The organism is Flavobacterium xanthum, assembly GCF_900142695.1.
In the GTDB taxonomy this organism is placed as follows: Bacteria; Bacteroidota; Bacteroidia; order Flavobacteriales; family Flavobacteriaceae; genus Flavobacterium; species Flavobacterium xanthum.
The window spans coordinates 19,423-36,132 of sequence record NZ_FRBU01000033.1 but is presented as its reverse complement, the minus strand read 5'-3'; the positions used below and the strand labels follow the sequence as shown (position 1 = coordinate 36,132).

Genomic DNA, 16,710 nt, shown 5'->3' with positions numbered 1-16,710 from the left:
CTCTTCTTGTTCTTGACATAATTCTGCTAATTTAAGGTTTTTAATCCTATCTTAAATTCACACAAAAAGTTGTACGTTTTTTGGGGAGCAGCATACTTTCATACAAACTCAACCTGTTCTTAACGGAAATCAATTCATGCTGTAAACGCTCTATTTTTTCCAATAAATTTAAAATGACATCTATTCCATGCATATTTACCTCTAGTTCTTGGTGCAATCGTATCATTTTTTCAATTGCATGAACAGATTCAGGACGGACATATTTAGTTTCATCAACGGTAAGGATTTCCAATAAACCCATTTCATTTAAATTAAAAAAGAATGACATTTCTAGATTGTATTGCATGTAAAGCAGGGATAGAGGGATTAAGTTTGTGGTATTCATGATATTTGTAATTTTGAAAGTTCCATAAATAAATCTTTTTCTTTTTGGGAGAGATTAGTAGGGATTTTGATTTGATAGGTAATATATAAGTCGCCAAATTCACTTTCCTTTTTATAAATTGGGAAACCTTTTCCTTTCAGTTTGACAATAGTTCCGTTTTGGGTTCCTGGTTTTACAGTCAGTTTTACTTTGCCGTCAAAAGTAGCAACGGTAATCTCACCGCCTAATAGTACAGTATATAAATCGAGAGCTACACTTGCATAAAGATTATTTTTGTCACGTTTAAATTCCGTGTGATTGGCTACTGTAAATGTGATGTATAAATCGCCTTTTGGACCTCCACTGGCGCCTTCACCACCCACACCACTAATTTTTATTTGCTGTCCATTTTCGACTCCAGCTGGAATGGTAATTCGGATATTTTTACCGTTGATTGTCAGCGTTCTCTTGTGCGTGTTATAGACGTCTTTTAGGTCAAGATGCAATTCGGTGCTGAAATCCTGCCCTTTAAACTGAGCTTCTCTTCGACTTCCACCAGCAGTGGAACGGCCACCAAACATGGATTCGAAAAAATTAGAAAAGTCACCACTACCACTAAATCCTCCTTCTCCATAACCTCCTTGTTGGCCATTTCCTTGATACTGCCGTTGTTGTTTGGATTTTTCAAATTCCTCAGCGTGCTGCCAGTTTTCTCCGTAATCATCATATTTTTTACGGTTTTCAGAATGGCTTAATACTTCGTTTGCTTCATTAATTTCCTTGAACTTTCTTTCGGCTTCTTTATCATTTGGATTTAAATCAGGATGGTATTTACGGGCTAGTTTGCGATACGCCTTTTTAATCTCGGCTTCGGTTGCTTTTTTATCCACTTCAAGAATTTTGTAATAGTCTATAAATGCCATCGAGATTGTTTTTTATGTTGCGGTTACTTTGTTTTTTTAACTTCGTGCGGTTGAAAAAATCGCTCGAGTTGCTATTTTACAATATCAAATTTAAACAATTTTGAAAGAAGAAAATAGAAATAAAGTGTTTATATTCAATTAGATATATGAAAAAAATCCTAAATTGGAGTCCGTACTATTAATTTTTTCTCTTCAAAAAGAAAACAACTGTTTTTCTATGGCTCTCAAATCTTATTGGTGTTTCAATTCAAAAAGTAGCGCTTTGTACTTTATAAATTCGGTACCTTTTAGATTGATTTTTAGAACGTAATTTATTTTTCCTACCAGCTGATCCATTTACTTATGGTGAATTATTTTTTGTGTTTGCAATACTCGTTCGGCCCAAAATTCTGGACGTAATTAAGAGCTCGAATCCATTCCTTGTGCTTATCAAAAATTAGCTTCGGTTTTTTATAGACAACAGCGCAGTAACAATTTGACGTATGTTTAGGGTCATCAATTTAGTTTTTTTGGGATGAATTTGAATTTGGATTTCTCCATCATTTCTGTATGTATTTGCAGTCTATTTTTGGATCAAAATCCCCTTAAAAGACAGGTCATCCGAATAATAAACTAGTTTAGCACTTTATAAGTTTGGAGTGCTGCGGAGAATCTTTTAAGCTATGACTACAAAGAACATTCTGTTCTAGACAAGTGACTCAGGGCTTCGTTATTTAACGGAACTAACAATTTTTTTAAAAATGAACTAGAAAAAGAATTCATACCAATTGATTTGGGATACATATCTTTTTACAGTCTTATTTAGGGATTTGCTTTCAACATCCTTTTTTAATTCCAATCCTCTTTTTTTTTAATTATAAAAGCGTTTGTAAGGCGTGTAAGTGACTACTAATTCTATGATTCTAGTGATGCCATACGAAATCAAATTAATGCATTTAGTGATAATATTGGTTTTAGTATTTAGAGATTCCCGCGTGATGCATTGGCATTGTGCAATGATTTCGTAGAGATGGGTCCGAAACATAGCTGCAAATAATTCTGAGTTTATTTCAATATTAGTTTCAATACTTCCGTACGAACTTAAATTATTCAGGTTAAAAGAGCCAATTGTGGACCAATTCCCATCAATAACTGCTGCTTTTCCATGCAAAACCGATTTGTCCCATTCATACAATTCAATGTTATACTTGAGCAGTTTATCATATAAAAAGCAAGTTGCCCGCCTAGTCACTGGAAGATCTGATTTTCCGGAAAGAATCAGTTTAATGGTCACTTTGTTTTTTGATGCTTTTTTCAATGCTCTAATGATTCGAATCCCAGGAAGAAAATAGCTTCCTACTATAATTATTTCTTTTTTGGCCTGCCGAATGGCTTTGATATACCCATCACAAATTTCATTTTTCCCCTTTAGCCAATCGTTCTGGAGTATGCGTACGGATGCATCTCCCTGCATAGCAAAAACCGTTTTTATTTTTTTATTTCCTAAGCGCCTTTTCTTAGAATAAATATCGCTGCAAAGTTGCTGCAGTGGTTTAGCAATTTCCCCTTTTAGTTGAACGGCATAATCCAACCAAGGTTCTTCGGTTGCCGATCCATGGTATTTAGCAGCGATGTTTATACCACCAACTAGCGCAACTTTTGCATCAGCAACAACAATTTTTGAATGGAGCCTCCTGCCAATAAAAAAGGTGTATGTTGAAAATAAAGGGGCAAAAAAACGAATATTGACACCTATATATTTCAGTTCTTTAACCAGCTCAGAAGGAAAGGATAAACTGCCTAAACCATCCAGAAGAATGTAAATTTCAACTTTCCTAGAAGCTGCTTCTTTTAAGGCGGTACTAATTCTTGTTCCTGTAGTATCGTTTTCAAAAAGATACATTTGCAGGTAGATTTGAAATTGTGCCTGTTGTATAATAGCTTCTAAACGGGCAAAATAATCTTCGCCACTGTGAACCAACTCTAGATTTTTTGAAGCCGTAAAGCTATCGGTACTTTTTATCATGCGTTATCTTTGCTTTAACTTCATTGATTAAAATAAATTCCACAAGATTTTCGCTATCCAAAACTCCTGCTGCTTCATTGTTTTCCATCACAAGCATTAATCTTGATTTATTGAGTTGAATCACCTCAAAACTATTTTCCAGAAGTGAGTTACCGTCAAGAAAAACTAAATTCCGATCCATGACATTATAAATAAATTCATTTTCTCCATTTTTTGTAAGCGCCATAATAATTTGATCTCGGTTCAGCGTTCCAACAGGAATACCTGCTTCCGTGATTAGAAAATTCTTGCTTTGGCTGTCTAAAACCAATGACACGGCCGTTTTTATGGTTTCATTCGCATCCACCTTTGGAAATTGTTTCATCAAAATGTCATGAACTTTAAAACCTTTTAATAAAAATTTAGTTTCAGTAAAGTCCGCTTCTACCTGCGCCCCGATAATAACAAAAATACCAATAAAAACTAAAACAGGTGACGTAAAAAAGCCAAAAAGTATAAATCCTAAAGCTATAAATTGACCAATTCGAGCCGCAATTCGAGTCGCTACATGTCGTTGCATTTTAAAGGACAATACAGCGCGTATAATTCGGCCTCCATCCATTGGAAAAGCAGGAATCAAGTTGAAAAGTGCCAGCCAAAAATTGACTAAGAAGAAATTCAAAAAGAAATTATTCGGATTTATGCCAATTGAAAGTTGCAACATTAATTCCTCCGACGTTTCGGGAATGGCTATGAATATCCCTGTAATAAGGGCCAAGGAAATGTTTACTAAAGGTCCTGCAACAGCTACTATCAATTCCTCAATTGGCTTTTCAGGAATTTTTTCGAGTCGTGCTAAACCTCCAATAGGCAAAAGAGTGATGTCTTTGGTCTTTATGTGGTACCTTTTTGCTGCCAAAGCGTGGCCTAGTTCATGCAGGATTACAGTGATAAATAGACTCAAAATAAACAGAACGGACAAAAGTATTTGAGTTGCGCTCTGGCCCGCTCGGTAATTAATGAAAATGATAAACATAATCAATAATGAGAAGGTCCAGTGAACAAAAATTCCAATGTCAGCGATTTTTCCGAGTTTAAAGGAACCTTTCATTTGGTGCGTTTTAGCATTACTGTTCACAATATAAAAAGGAAAATGATCTAGTTGAAAATAGGCTCATTCTATTTTTATTTTCGAAAAAAAAGGAAGCTATTTTTCATTTATTTCATTTTCAGAAGTACCATTATAGGCCCAAGCATTTAAATTGGCAATTGTTATATTTGCTACTCCGGCCAATGTTTCCTTTGTCAAAAATCCCTGATGACCGGTAATTAATACATTAGGGTAAGAACGCAATTTGAGAAACAACGAGTCTGTTATAGGAGATTCAGTGTGATCCTGATAAAACAATGCGTGTTCCTTATCATAAACGTCTAAACCAACAGCTGTAATAGTTTTATTCTCAATTGCCTCGATTAAATCTTCGGTGTTTACAAATGCTCCATGAGCGGTATTGATAAAAATCATTCCTTTTTTTAACGTTGAAAAAGTGGCTTTATCAAACATTTGCTTGGAGGAATGATTCCATTGCGCATGAACTGAGACTACATCTGAAACTGCACAAACAGCTTCAAATGAGCCTTAAGATAATGGGATTTCAGCTAATAGTTCTTTATTTTCAATAGCATCGAAAGCTAAAATTTTACATCCAAAACCATGCATAATCCTTGCAAAAGCAGCACCTATTGTGCCAGTTCCAATGATACCAACTGTTTTTCCATGCAGATCAAAACCTACCAGATGATCCATGCGATAATCACCAATGTGCATTAACCGCTGACCCAAAATCAGTTTTCTGTTTAAAGCTAACAGTAAACCTACGGCGTGTTCTGCGACGGAATAAGGAGAATAAGTAGGTGCATTTGCTACTTTCATGGCCAAAGATTTGGCTCTTGGAAGATCAATAAGATCTGAACGTACCGCCCGCAACGCAATATATTTTACGCCATAAGTATATAGTTTTTGCAACACTGCTGCAGAGGCAATATCTGACGTGGAAAGCAAAACTGCATCAAATCCCCTGGCTAGGTCTGCCGTTTTTTCATCCAAATGCTCCTCTGAGAAAACTAATTCGTGATTGCCATGCGCTGCTTTTTCCATAAATGGCTTATCAAAACCAAAGATGCTATAGACTAATACTTTCATTTTAATAGTTTTTACTTTATAAAAAATTGTTCGCTTTTCTCCTTATCAACCTTGCGAATAGTGGATTGCTCACATAATTAAATGGCTGTTTTTCCATCGAGTTAAGGCAGGTAAGAGATTCATGGCTTTTTGAATCATGTAATCTGGATGCTTCTTTTTCTGCATATGGACTTTTACCATGTTTTTCATGTCTTCTAAGTTCATATCGGGTTGTTTAAATTGACTGTCTTCATAACAATATTTACAGTAATCACTTGTTTTATGACCCGTATTTTCTGTTCCTTTGACTTCTTCTGAAGCCAGTGGCATTCCGCAACTTTGACAAAAAGGGATGATTTCCATGTTGATTGATTTAAGTGGTTAGCTTTGTTTGTGCGTTTATTTTGTTGCTACTTTTATTTTCTGTCAATTTTTTTATTAATGGATCGCTTAAGAGTCGGCTGATGAATTCGATAAATGGTATTGCCATACGGTTTTTTATAAGCAAAGAGGATTTCAAGCTACCACTTTGGATTTGACATTAACTACTTTTCCAACGCTTCAATAGCGGTAAATTGTTTACCGTTTTCTGAATGGAATCTTCATTGATTGCTAACTTTTTCAATTTATTGTTTACGTTGATTTTCATCTGTTCTAAATTTATCTCTGGATTTTTGAAAGCGCCATCATCAAAACAATACTTACAATACTCCTTACTTTTTAGACCGTTTTTATCAGTTCCTTGCAATGCGGTGGCGTCAAGCGGTATGCTACAACTTTGACAGCTAATTTTATTTTCCATAATTTTTTAAAGCTACTATTCCTGTTTGTTGCTAAATATAAATTTTTAATTGTACTGAAGGTTTTCAAGTTCCAGCTTGCTCAAATCGTAGTGCTGGAATTTTGGAAATAAAACTATTTCAAGATATAATTTCCCATAACCCAATTTTAAATTAGGATAAAAAAAATTACAGTTTGACCTGGTTTTAGAATCTTATTTCTATTATTGTGCTACAAAACCACCATCTACGGCCATGGCATGTCCGGTTACAAAAGAGGCTTCATCAGAGCACATCCATACTACCGCATTCGCTATTTCTTCTGGAAGACCAAAGCGACCCAGAGGTTCTAAACCTGTGAATTGTTGTATTGCTTCTTTATTTTTTCCAGTCAGACGATCAATCATTGGGGTTTGGATTACACCGGGACAAATCGCATTTATTCGGATTCCTAATGTGGCGCATTCTAAAGCTGCAGTTTTAGTAAGTCCCACGACGCCGTGCTTAGACGCCACGTAAGCTGGTAATCCTGGAAAACCAACTAATCCAGCGACCGAAGAGCAATTGATAATGACGCCTTTCCCTTGTTTGCGTATTTCTGGAATTTCATATTTCATACAAAGCCAGATTCCTTTAAGGTTTATCCCAATGGTTTTATCCCAATTTTCTTCTGAGCACTCTTGTGTAGGAGCAGATGTGCCCTCAATTCCGGCGTTGTTGAAAGCATAATCCAATTGGCCAAATGTGGCAATCGTTTTGGCGACCATTGCTTTTACATCCTCCGCTTTGGAGACATCACATTTGATAAAAAGTGCCTCACCACCTAATTCTTGGATGAGGTTTATCACTTCATTATTTTCCTTCCAGTCTACTACAGCTATTTTTGCTCCCTTTTTTGCAAAAGCAAGTGCCGTCGCCTTACCAATTCCAGAGGAGCCGCCGGTTACAATAACTACTTTATTTTTGAATAGTGTTTCCATTGAGAGCTATTTTACTGAGTTTGTAATTGTTCTTTTGGTTTTATGTTCGGCCTCTAAAATATTTTCGATTCCTTTTATCAAAGCATCTGGATTAAAGGAGATGCTGTCGATTCCTTCCTGGACTAAAAAAGCAGCAAACTCAGGAATGTCGCTTGGAGCTTGACCACAGAGTCCCACTTTTATTTCATAATGTTTGGCAACTTTAATGGTTTCTTTTATTAAATATTTGACTGCTGGATTTTCTTCATTAAACAAATAACTGACTAAAGCTGAATCACGATCTAAACCTAAGGTGAGTTGTGTCAAGTCATTGGATCCTATAGAAAATCCGTCAAATAATTTTGCAAATTCAGCAGCCATCAATACATTGCTTGGAATTTCAATCATCACATATACTTGTAACCCGTTGATGCCTTGTACTAAACCATTATTTGTCATTTCAGCTAAGACATTTTCACCTTCTTCTATTGTTCTACAAAATGGAATCATCAATTTCACGTTGAGCAGTCCCATTTCATTTCGTACTTTTTTCATAGCTTCACATTCTAAAGCAAACCCTTTTCTATAAAAGTCACTGTAATACCGGGAAGCGCCACGAAAACCAATCATCGGGTTTTCCTCTTTTGGTTCGTAAAATTGTCCTCCGATCAGGTTGGCGTATTCATTGCTTTTAGAATCACTCATCCGTACAATGACTTCCTTTGGGTAAAAGGCGGCAGCCACAATAGCCACTGCTTCGGCCAGTTTATCAATGAAATATTTTTTTGGATCTTCGTAGCCTTCTGTTAAAGCTGCAATTTCGGATTTTATATTTTTGTCGGTTATTTTTTCCGGTTCGCATAATGCCAAAGGATGGATTTTGATTGTATTTGAAAAAGCAAATTCCATTCGCATCAGACCCACGCCCTGATTTGGATATTGGCTTAACTCAAACGCTCTTTCGGGATCAGACAGAATGAGCATGGGATGCGTCTCTGGCATTTTGAGGGCACTAAAATCCTGTTCTGTAATGTCCCATTTCAAGAGTCCATCATAAATGTTTCCTGCTGTTCCTTCGGCGCAGGAAACGGTGATTTCCTGACCATTTTTTATTGCTGAAGTGGCATCTCCACAACCCACAACAGCAACGGTTCCTAATTCTCGAGCCACAATGGCGGCATGACTAGTGCGGCCTCCTTTATTAGTGATAATCGCTGCGGCTCGTTTCATGATAGGATCCCAATCTGGATTTGTTACATCCGTTACGATGATTTCGCCATTTTGTAGTAAAGCGCCTTCTTGTGGATTGTTTAAAATTCGGGCTTTACCGGAAGCAATTTTGTCACCTAATGCGATTCCTTTAGCTAAGAGGGTGCTTTTTTCTTTTAACTTATAAATTTCTCGCAGTTGCTTATTTGCTTTTCCGTGAACGGTTTCTGGACGTGCCTGAACAATGTACAATTGATTGTTTAGACCGTCTTTGGCCCACTCAATGTCCATTGCTTTTTTATAATGTTTTTCAATTTTTAAACACCATTGTGCCAGTTGAATGACTTCTTTGTCGTTTAGCGAAAATTGTTTTTGTTTTTCCAATGAAGTATCGGTATTAACAATGGTGTTTTCAGCAGCTGAACCTGCCACTGCATTTTTATAGATCATCGTAAATTCTTTTTGGCCGCACTGTCTTTTTAAAATGGGATTCACGTTCGGATTTGTCAATGTAGGTTTGAATACAATCCATTCGTCTGGCGTAACCGTACCTTGAACAATATTTTCTCCCAGTCCCCAAATACTATTTATGATGATGGTATTTTCGAATCCGCTATCGGGATCAATTGTAAAAGCCACTCCGGAAGCCGCTATGTCACTTCGGACCATTTGTTGGACACCCACGGAAATAGCAATGTCTAATTTAGTAAAATCCATGTCGTGACGGTATTTTATGGCACGATCTGTAAACAGCGAAGCATAACAACGGTGAATAGTGGACAGTAATTCTTGTTCTCCATTAATATGAAGAAAAGACTCCATTCGTCCTGCGAAACTCGCGGTGGGTAAATCTTCAGATGTGGCACTACTTCGTACTGCGACATCTAGATTTGAGGTGCCACATTGCTTACTGAGCGATTCGTAAGCGAGTTTTATTTCATCCCGTATTTCTTCGGGAATAGCTGCAGATAGAATGAGATTTCTAGCTTTTTCTCCAATAAGCGAAAGATTTGAATATTCCTTGGTATCTAAAGACAACAATAAATCTTGCAATAGTTGTTCTAAACGGTTGGTTTTTCGGAATAGCCGATACCCTTCTGCAGTAACTGCAAATCCATTTGGAATAGAAATGCCAATTGGATTGAGCTGATTGTACATTTCGCCAAGAGATGCATTTTTACCGCCTACTTTGTCAATTGCATCTATATTTATTTCGTTGAAAAACAGGATGTAGTTGTATGTTCTCATTGCGCCTTTTTTTTAAATAGGAAAGGGTATTAAATTGGTATGTCAAATAGTAATTTTCAAAAAAAAACAGGAGCTTGTTTTTTTTACCACAATCGTAAATTTTTAATTAAAAGCTAGAATCGGAATTTACAAACCGCAGTTTTGAGCTTTTATAGGTGAGTAGTAGGATCTTCACCTGGCTAAACTAATAGCGTAAATTTAGACAAATATTTTTTCTAATTTTAAGAAAAACAACATTTTTATTTTACAAGTTGTTGTTTATCATTATAATATGTGTTTTGTCGAATGATTTATTTTATTTTTTATTTTGAATATCTAATAAGCAGTAGTACTTGTCTTTATTTTAGGAGGAAGGGATTAAAAAGGAATAGAAATAAAAGAATCAAATGATGTTACTAATCGAAATACTGTAATTATCACTTTCACAAAAAGTTTTTAATTACAGAAAAAAGTGTTCTTGAGTAGATGTGTTTATTTTTCCTAATTTTGATTTTTTGTGTTTTGAAAATAATCTGAAAAAGGAGTTTTTTTTTATGGATTACTATAAATTTAAGCAGTTATGATTCTGATAATTCGAAATTAATTTTATTTTTGTAGCCAAACCAATTGTTTTTTCGACTGGAATTAGTGCGTAGGAATGATAAGCATAAAATAATTAACCATCAATTATTGCTCAACAATAGTAAAGAAAATCCTTATTTTAATGAAAATAGATCCTAAACCGGAGAATGAAATTGAAAGACTCCAAGTACTGAAAGACTATGCTATTCTGGACTCCTTGTCTGAACAAGAATATGATTCTATTGCACAGCTAGCTTCTTTTATTTGCGGAACCCCTATTGCTTTAGTTAATTTAATAGATGAAGACCGACAATGGTTTAAATCAAAAGTAGGAATAAATGTATCAGAAACATCGAGAGAGCTGTCTTTTTGTCAATATACCATTTTAGGTGATGATGTTTTTGAAGTTCAGAATGCTACTGAAAACAAGCTGTTTTCGGAGAATCCATTGGTAACTGGTAGTCCTAATATTCGATTTTATGCAGGAGCTCCACTTCGAACTAGAAACGGGTTTAATATGGGCTCGCTCTGTGTGATTGATACGGAACCTCGAGCTCTTAATGTAGAACAAAAAAACGCCCTAAAATTACTTGCTGATCATGTTGTTGCATTATTAGATTCACGCAAAAAACATTTAGATTTCCTTGAATCTCAAAAGGAAATACAAAATTTCATTGAACTGTCTAAAGATTTGGTTTGTATTGCTAATGTGAATGGATTATTCTATAAAGTTAATCCCGCTTTTACAAAGGTTTTAGGTTATTCTAAAGAAGAATTGGAAGGAACTCCTTTTATTGATCTGGTGCATCCTGATGATTTGGCTCAAACCTACAAGGAAGTAGAGAAATTATCAAAGGGGGAATTAACGATAAGTTTTGAGAACCGTTATCGTTGTAAAAGTGGAGATTATATTATACTGAGCTGGAATACTTCTCCAGAGCCTAATACTGGGAATTTATACTGCATTGCTCGAAATGTAACAAAGGAAAAAGAAGCCGAGCAACATCTAATCGATGGGAATAATCTATTAGAGGAGTCGCAGCATATTGCTAAAATTGGGAGTTGGAAATTTAATTTAGTTACTAATGATCTTGTTTGGTCAGAGGGTCATTATCGTATTTTTGAATTAGATCAACTGCCTTCAGATCAGTTGTATAAAGAATATAGAAGCAGAATTCACAAGGATGATTTAGTAAAGCTGGATCAAGTCAGTGAGGATGTCATACAAACAGGAAAAGACTTTAAAATCAAATATAGAATCGTATTTCCAGATCAAAGAGTCAAACATATTCTAGAAATTGGACAACCTTTTAAAAATGAAAAAGGGGAAGTGATTGAGTTAAAAGGAATTATTCAGGATGTAACTGAGATAACACTGGCAGAGCAAAAAATCATTCAAAAATCAAAAGAAATAAGAGACATACGATCCGCTTTAGATCAATCAGCAATTGTATCTATTTCAGATCAACAGGGATTGCTAACTTATGTGAACGATAACTTCTGTAGTATTTCTAAATATACCAAAGACGAGTTGATAGGCAAAGATCAACGCACTATTACAGGGCATTTTCCTAAAGCGTTTGCGAAACAAATTTTGAAAACAATTGTCAACGGGAATGTTTGGAAAGGCGAAATGAGGAATTTAGCTAAAGACGGTTCTTATTATTGGGAAAAGGCGACTATCGTGCCGTTTTTGGACGAAAAAAATAAGCCGTATCAATACATTTCAATAAGCACCGATATTACCGATCAAAAAAATGCAGAAGCAAACTTACAAAGTGCATTATTGAATTTGGGTAAAAAAAACAAAGAACTCGATCAGTTTGCTTATGTAGTTTCACATGATTTAAAGGCGCCACTTAGAGCCATTAATAATTTGTCAGAGTGGATTGTCGAAGATATGCCAGATATGCCTGAGGTCGTTAGCGCTAATTTTGACCTGCTTCGCGGAAGAGTGTTGCGAATGGAAAACTTAATCAATGGAGTTCTAGAATACTCTCGCATTGGTCGTACCGAAATAGAAAAAGAAAATATTGATTTAAAATTAATGTTGATTCAAATTATAGATTCTATTGTTCCCAAGCAAGGCTTTGAAATCACGATTGGTGAAAACTTTCCAGTGATTGAATCGGAACGAATACTTTTGCAGCAAGTGTTTAGTAACTTGATTAGCAATGCTGTTAAGTACAGTAATAAGGCAGTAGGGAAAATAGACTGCCAGTATAAAGCACTGCCCGGTTTTCATCAATTTACTATAAAAGACAATGGTCCTGGGATTGCAATAGAATACCACAAAAAAGTGTTCAAAGTTTTTCAAACTATTGTTGCACGTGATGTAAAAGAGAGTACAGGTATAGGTTTGTCAATTGTAAAAAAAATTATTGAAGAAAAAGGAGGAAGTATCCATATTGAATCCGAAGAAAATAAAGGGTGTAGTTTCGTTTTTACATTCCCTAAATAAACAACGATGAAGGAAGCAGAAGATAAATGTCAACAGGAATTAGTAGCCCTTAAAAAAGAGTTTGAAGAATTTGTGTATATAGTCTCACATGATATAAAATCGCCTATGCGGGCAATTTCAAATATAACCACGTGGATTGAAGAGGATTTAGGAGCCGTTGAAAATCAAGAAGTGCTTGCAAACTTAAGCTTGCTGAAAAACAGAGTCAATCGAATGGAAAACATGATGAATGGACTGTTGGAACTTTCTCGCGTGGATCGGGTAGAATTGGAATTTTATGAAGTGAATATTTCTAAAATGATGGCAAATAGTATTGCATTATTGGAGCCTAATTCCAACGTTGAATTTACTTTAAACACGACTCTTATTAATGAAAATTGTTTAACTTTAGGAGCGAAATTGCAAAAAGTGATATTGAGTGTACTCGACAATGCCGTCCGATTTCACGATAAAGAAAATAGAAAAGTAGGTGTTGAGGTTGTAGAAACCGAAAGCGACTATGAAATAAAAGTTAGCGATAATGGCCCCGGAATACCCGAACAAGTAGCGTCTAAAATTTTCTCTATTTTTTACACTGTTAATTCTAAAGATGTTGTGGATACAACTGGAGCAGGATTAGCCATCAGTTGTAAAATCATGAAATTGGTGGGAGGAAAAATTAAATATTCTGCTGGTATAAACAATGGCTCAATTTTTACGTTAATTTGGCCTAAAATAATAATATTAAAAAATTAAAATTATGAACCAAAAATTGGTAAATATTTTATTGGTCGAAGACGATGAAGTAGATGTAATGAATGTAAAAAGAGCCTTCTCTAAAAATAATATCATGAACCCGCTTTTTGTAGCCGGAAATGGAGTGGAAGCACTTGAAATGCTGGAAAACCATATTATTCCGCTGCCTAAAATTATCATTCTAGACATTAATATGCCAAAAATGAATGGGATTGAGTTTCTTAAAATAATGAGGGAAAACGAGAAACTTAAAAACATATCTGTTTTTGTTATGACCACTTCAAACGAGGATAGTGACAAGATAAATGCTTACAATTTGAATGTTGCGGGATATATCCTTAAGCCACTTTCTTTTGAAAAGTTTTTGACTTCAGTGGCTACTCTCAAGAACTTCTGGCAATTATGTGAACTGTAATATATCCAATTCATTTTTGTTATGGGAAATGCAAGTATCTTATTGGTCGACAATAGAAAGGCTATCATCGAAAGCTTCAGAAAATCTTTTTCAGAAATAGAGGTGAAACATACTTTATTTTCAGCTGCAAATGAAAATGAGGCATGGTCGATGCTAGATGGCTCTCAAAAATTAAGCCCGATACCTAAAATAATTTTAATCGATGTCAACAGGACGAAGAATGAAGGAATACAATTTTTAAATTCAATACGAAATCATACGGATTTAAAATCAATTTTAGTTTTTGTAATCACAGATTCAGAAAATGAAATAAATAAAGCAGCAGCTTTGAATTTGAATATTGCAGGATATATTCCCATGTCATTTGAAAGCCAAACTCTAAACTCATTCGTTTCAGTCCTCAATGAATATTGGAATATTATTGAATTTTCTAGTCAAAAATAAAAGCATACTATGGCCCAAGTTTTAAGAATATTAATAATTGACGATGATAAAATCGATGCGATCACGATCACTCGTTCCATTGCGCAATCTGGCATAATTGCTGAGGTCGATAGCGTTTTTTCTGCAAAAGATGGAATTGAAAAAATTACAACATTGGAGTATGACTTAATTTTTTTAGATTATATGATGCCCGAAACCGATGGAATTTCTTTTTTGAAGAAAATTAGAGATTTGGATATTGAGACGCCTGTAATTTTTGTAACCTCACAAGGAGATGAAAAAATCGCTAGTCAAGCAATATTAAGTGGCGCCTCAGATTATATTCCAAAAACGTTACTGACTCCAGATGGGGTATCTCAAAGTATCAGGAATGCCATTAAGTCGCATGAAAGTTTAAAACTTAGAAAAGTTACCGAACTAGCTTTGAAAGTCAATTCAAATCGACTTCTTGAAGCGCAAAAATTAGCTAAAATAGGGAGCTGGGAAATTAATTTAAGCAATAATGAGGTGTATTTTTCAGATGAATTTTTTGCTATTTTTGAAGTTGAAAACCAGAAGATTGCTTCAGTTGATTTTTTTAAATCCTGTTTTACAGATGACGAAGATTTAGCCCTTTTTGAAACTAATCTAAAACACGTTAAAACCACAAAAACGGAAGTACAATTTCATCATAGTATAACTAGTAAAAAAGGAACTGTAAAATACATCAAGCAATTTATTAAATGTTTGAATGATGATAGAGACAAACCTTGTAAAATACTTGGAACCATTCAAGATATTAGCGAGCAGAAACGAACAGAGGCTGAGCTTATAAAGGCTAAGGAATTAGCTGAAAAAGCAGTAGTTGTAAAAGAACAGTTTTTAACGAATATGAGCCACGAGATTCGGACTCCTATGAATGGTATTATTGGATTTGCCAAAATTCTCGAAGGTACTAAATTAGATAATAGCCAGAAGCAAAGTGTAGAGGCTATTAAAAAAGCCAGTCAAAACTTGATGTTTATTATTAATGATATTCTTGACTTTTCAAAAATTGAAGCAGATAAAATGACTTTTGAAGAGGTGAAATTTTCGCTATCAAAAACAGTTTCTTCGGTTATTGAGTTATTGGCTCAAAATGCAAAAGAGAAGAAAATAAAATTGTTATACGATATTGATTCCAAAATAACTGATAATCTAATTGGTGATCCTACGAAGTTATCTCAAATATTAGTAAACTTACTGGGGAATGCACTTAAATTTACCGAAAAAGGTTTTGTAGAATTAGTAGTTACTGAAGTGCAGGAAACAGCATCAGAATGCAAATTGAAATTTTCAATTATCGATACCGGCATTGGTATTCCAAGCGATAAAGTAAATTCCATATTTGAAAGTTTCAATCAGGCATCAAATGAAACAACAAGAAAATATGGTGGAACAGGACTTGGACTTACAATTACACGTAATCTTGTTGAGTTGCAGGGAGGCAAAATTAGTGTTGAAAGTGCAGTTTCTAAAGGAAGTGAATTCTCCTTTTCTTTAGTGTATAAAAAAGCGGAAAAGGGAATTACGATGTCGCCTCAGTTGACAAACAAAACCATTGCTCCAGATTTTTTAAAGGAGGTCAAAATACTCTTAGTGGAGGACAACGAGCTCAATCAACTTCTGGCAATCAAAGTGTTTGAAAAATGGGGGAAAGAAATTGATGTTGCTGAAAACGGAAAAAAAGCAATTGAAAAGATAGAAAAAACGGCTTATGATATTATCTTGTTAGACATACAAATGCCTGAAATGGATGGTATTGAACTCGCTAATTATATTAGGTCTAACATGGGAGAAAAAGCGGGGATTCCTATTATTGCATTAACAGCGCATGCCACTGTTGAGGAAGAACGAAAATGCCTTGAAAATGGAATGAATGATTATTTATCTAAGCCCTATGATTTTGATGTGTTATTGAATAAATTGTATTTAAATTTAAAGGTAAATAAAGTAAACATGACACACTCTTCAGTTGTGCAAAAGGAAGAATTAACAGCAGAAAAACTAGTTGATCTTAAATATTTGAAAGAGTTTTCGGAAGGTGATGAGACTTTTATTAAAGAGATGATCACGCTTTTTTTAGAAAACACACCAGAAACAATGGAAATAATTCTGAAATCTAATGAGAATAATGATCTCATAATTTTGAAAGAAGAAATCCATAAGCTTAAGTCCTCTCTAAGTTTGTTAGGGATGGTCAAAGGATCTCAATGTGTTGACATTATTGAAAAAGAAATTGAAATAAACCCTCTAGGACAAAAAAGAATAGAGGAAGTTATTAAGTTAAATGCTATTTGCCAGTTGGCTATCAAGGAATTACAGGTAGCGATCGAGCTTTATTCGTAAATAGGAGCTTTAATTGTTGTTGTCCTATGAATTTGCGATTAAGGCAGTGTAAAAAATCTTATTTTTAGAAATTAATTCT

13 protein-coding genes and 1 pseudogene are annotated in these 16,710 nt (G+C 34.8%); 5 read left to right on the top strand and 9 right to left on the bottom strand.

Going from position 1 to position 16,710, the window contains the following annotated elements; genetic code table 11:
• Positions 1-46: 46 nt before the first annotated feature.
• The 9 genes and pseudogenes from BUC11_RS12880 to ppsA form a co-directional block, all read right to left on the bottom strand.
• Positions 47-385 carry a chaperone modulator CbpM gene (locus BUC11_RS12880; protein WP_175547757.1) on the bottom strand — a complete coding sequence of 113 codons (339 nt, stop codon included), beginning with the start codon at positions 383-385 and terminating at the stop codon, positions 47-49.
• Entirely contained in the window at positions 382-1,287 is a 906-nt protein-coding gene (locus tag BUC11_RS12875) for a DnaJ C-terminal domain-containing protein (protein ID WP_073354676.1), read from the bottom strand. The genes BUC11_RS12880 and BUC11_RS12875 overlap by 4 nt, the downstream gene beginning before the upstream one ends.
• Positions 1,288-2,137: 850 nt before the next feature.
• A complete protein-coding gene (locus BUC11_RS12870) occupies positions 2,138-3,292 on the bottom strand; it encodes a phospholipase D-like domain-containing protein (RefSeq protein WP_073354673.1) in 1,155 nt (384 codons plus the stop codon).
• Positions 3,273-4,382, bottom strand: a complete 1,110-nt coding sequence (locus BUC11_RS12865) for a site-2 protease family protein (protein ID WP_073354683.1) — start codon at positions 4,380-4,382, stop codon at positions 3,273-3,275. The genes BUC11_RS12870 and BUC11_RS12865 overlap by 20 nt, the downstream gene beginning before the upstream one ends.
• A 96-nt stretch (positions 4,383-4,478) precedes the next feature.
• Positions 4,479-5,429, bottom strand: a pseudogene (locus BUC11_RS17175) (NAD(P)-dependent oxidoreductase).
• Between the two features lie 114 nt (positions 5,430-5,543).
• Positions 5,544-5,816, bottom strand: coding sequence for a zinc ribbon domain-containing protein (locus tag BUC11_RS12855; RefSeq protein ID WP_073354671.1), 273 nt, complete (start codon positions 5,814-5,816; stop codon positions 5,544-5,546).
• Between the two features lie 178 nt (positions 5,817-5,994).
• On the bottom strand, positions 5,995-6,255 hold the full coding sequence (locus BUC11_RS12850; RefSeq protein ID WP_073354669.1) for a zinc ribbon domain-containing protein: 261 nt from the start codon (positions 6,253-6,255) through the stop codon (positions 5,995-5,997).
• A gap of 201 nt (positions 6,256-6,456) precedes the next feature.
• On the bottom strand, positions 6,457-7,212 hold the full coding sequence (locus BUC11_RS12845) for an SDR family oxidoreductase (protein WP_073354665.1): 756 nt from the start codon (positions 7,210-7,212) through the stop codon (positions 6,457-6,459).
• A 6-nt stretch (positions 7,213-7,218) separates the two neighbouring features.
• On the bottom strand, positions 7,219-9,648 hold the full coding sequence (gene ppsA, locus BUC11_RS12840) for a phosphoenolpyruvate synthase (protein WP_073354663.1): 2,430 nt from the start codon (positions 9,646-9,648) through the stop codon (positions 7,219-7,221).
• Between the two features lie 703 nt (positions 9,649-10,351).
• Here ppsA and BUC11_RS12835 point away from each other — a divergent pair.
• Genes BUC11_RS12835 through BUC11_RS12815 form a run of 5 tightly spaced genes read left to right on the top strand, consistent with a single transcriptional unit; the run spans position 10,352 to position 16,631 of the window.
• On the top strand, positions 10,352-12,670 hold the full coding sequence (locus BUC11_RS12835) for a PAS domain-containing sensor histidine kinase (RefSeq protein ID WP_073354661.1): 2,319 nt from the start codon (positions 10,352-10,354) through the stop codon (positions 12,668-12,670).
• A 6-nt stretch (positions 12,671-12,676) separates the two neighbouring features.
• Entirely contained in the window at positions 12,677-13,405 is a 729-nt protein-coding gene (locus BUC11_RS12830; protein ID WP_073354659.1) for a sensor histidine kinase, read from the top strand.
• Positions 13,406-13,409: 4 nt separating this feature from the next.
• A complete protein-coding gene (locus BUC11_RS12825; RefSeq protein ID WP_073354657.1) occupies positions 13,410-13,820 on the top strand; it encodes a response regulator in 411 nt (136 codons plus the stop codon).
• Positions 13,821-13,841: 21 nt separating this feature from the next.
• Positions 13,842-14,264 (top strand): response regulator, encoded by a 423-nt coding sequence (locus tag BUC11_RS12820; protein WP_073354655.1) that lies wholly within the window; start codon positions 13,842-13,844, stop codon positions 14,262-14,264.
• Positions 14,265-14,273: 9 nt separating this feature from the next.
• Complete coding sequence (locus BUC11_RS12815; RefSeq protein WP_073354651.1) at positions 14,274-16,631, top strand: response regulator; 2,358 nt, start codon at positions 14,274-14,276, stop codon at positions 16,629-16,631.
• The last annotated feature ends 79 nt before the right edge of the window (positions 16,632-16,710 follow it).

Excerpts from the sequence above, each read along its gene's own strand:
- BUC11_RS12880 (WP_175547757.1), bottom strand. The coding sequence starts at position 385 with ATGAATACCACAAACTTAATCCCTCTATCCCTGCTTTACATGCAATAC.
- BUC11_RS12875 (WP_073354676.1), bottom strand. The coding sequence starts at position 1,287 with ATGGCATTTATAGACTATTACAAAATTCTTGAAGTGGATAAAAAAGCA.
- BUC11_RS12870 (WP_073354673.1), bottom strand. The coding sequence starts at position 3,292 with ATGATAAAAAGTACCGATAGCTTTACGGCTTCAAAAAATCTAGAGTTG.
- BUC11_RS12865 (WP_073354683.1), bottom strand. The coding sequence starts at position 4,382 with ATGAAAGGTTCCTTTAAACTCGGAAAAATCGCTGACATTGGAATTTTT.
- BUC11_RS12855 (WP_073354671.1), bottom strand. The coding sequence starts at position 5,816 with ATGGAAATCATCCCTTTTTGTCAAAGTTGCGGAATGCCACTGGCTTCA.
- BUC11_RS12850 (WP_073354669.1), bottom strand. The coding sequence starts at position 6,255 with ATGGAAAATAAAATTAGCTGTCAAAGTTGTAGCATACCGCTTGACGCC.
- BUC11_RS12845 (WP_073354665.1), bottom strand. The coding sequence starts at position 7,212 with ATGGAAACACTATTCAAAAATAAAGTAGTTATTGTAACCGGCGGCTCC.
- ppsA (WP_073354663.1), bottom strand. The coding sequence starts at position 9,648 with ATGAGAACATACAACTACATCCTGTTTTTCAACGAAATAAATATAGAT.
- BUC11_RS12835 (WP_073354661.1), top strand. The coding sequence starts at position 10,352 with ATGAAAATAGATCCTAAACCGGAGAATGAAATTGAAAGACTCCAAGTA.
- BUC11_RS12830 (WP_073354659.1), top strand. The coding sequence starts at position 12,677 with ATGAAGGAAGCAGAAGATAAATGTCAACAGGAATTAGTAGCCCTTAAA.
- BUC11_RS12825 (WP_073354657.1), top strand. The coding sequence starts at position 13,410 with ATGAACCAAAAATTGGTAAATATTTTATTGGTCGAAGACGATGAAGTA.
- BUC11_RS12820 (WP_073354655.1), top strand. The coding sequence starts at position 13,842 with ATGGGAAATGCAAGTATCTTATTGGTCGACAATAGAAAGGCTATCATC.
- BUC11_RS12815 (WP_073354651.1), top strand. The coding sequence starts at position 14,274 with ATGGCCCAAGTTTTAAGAATATTAATAATTGACGATGATAAAATCGAT.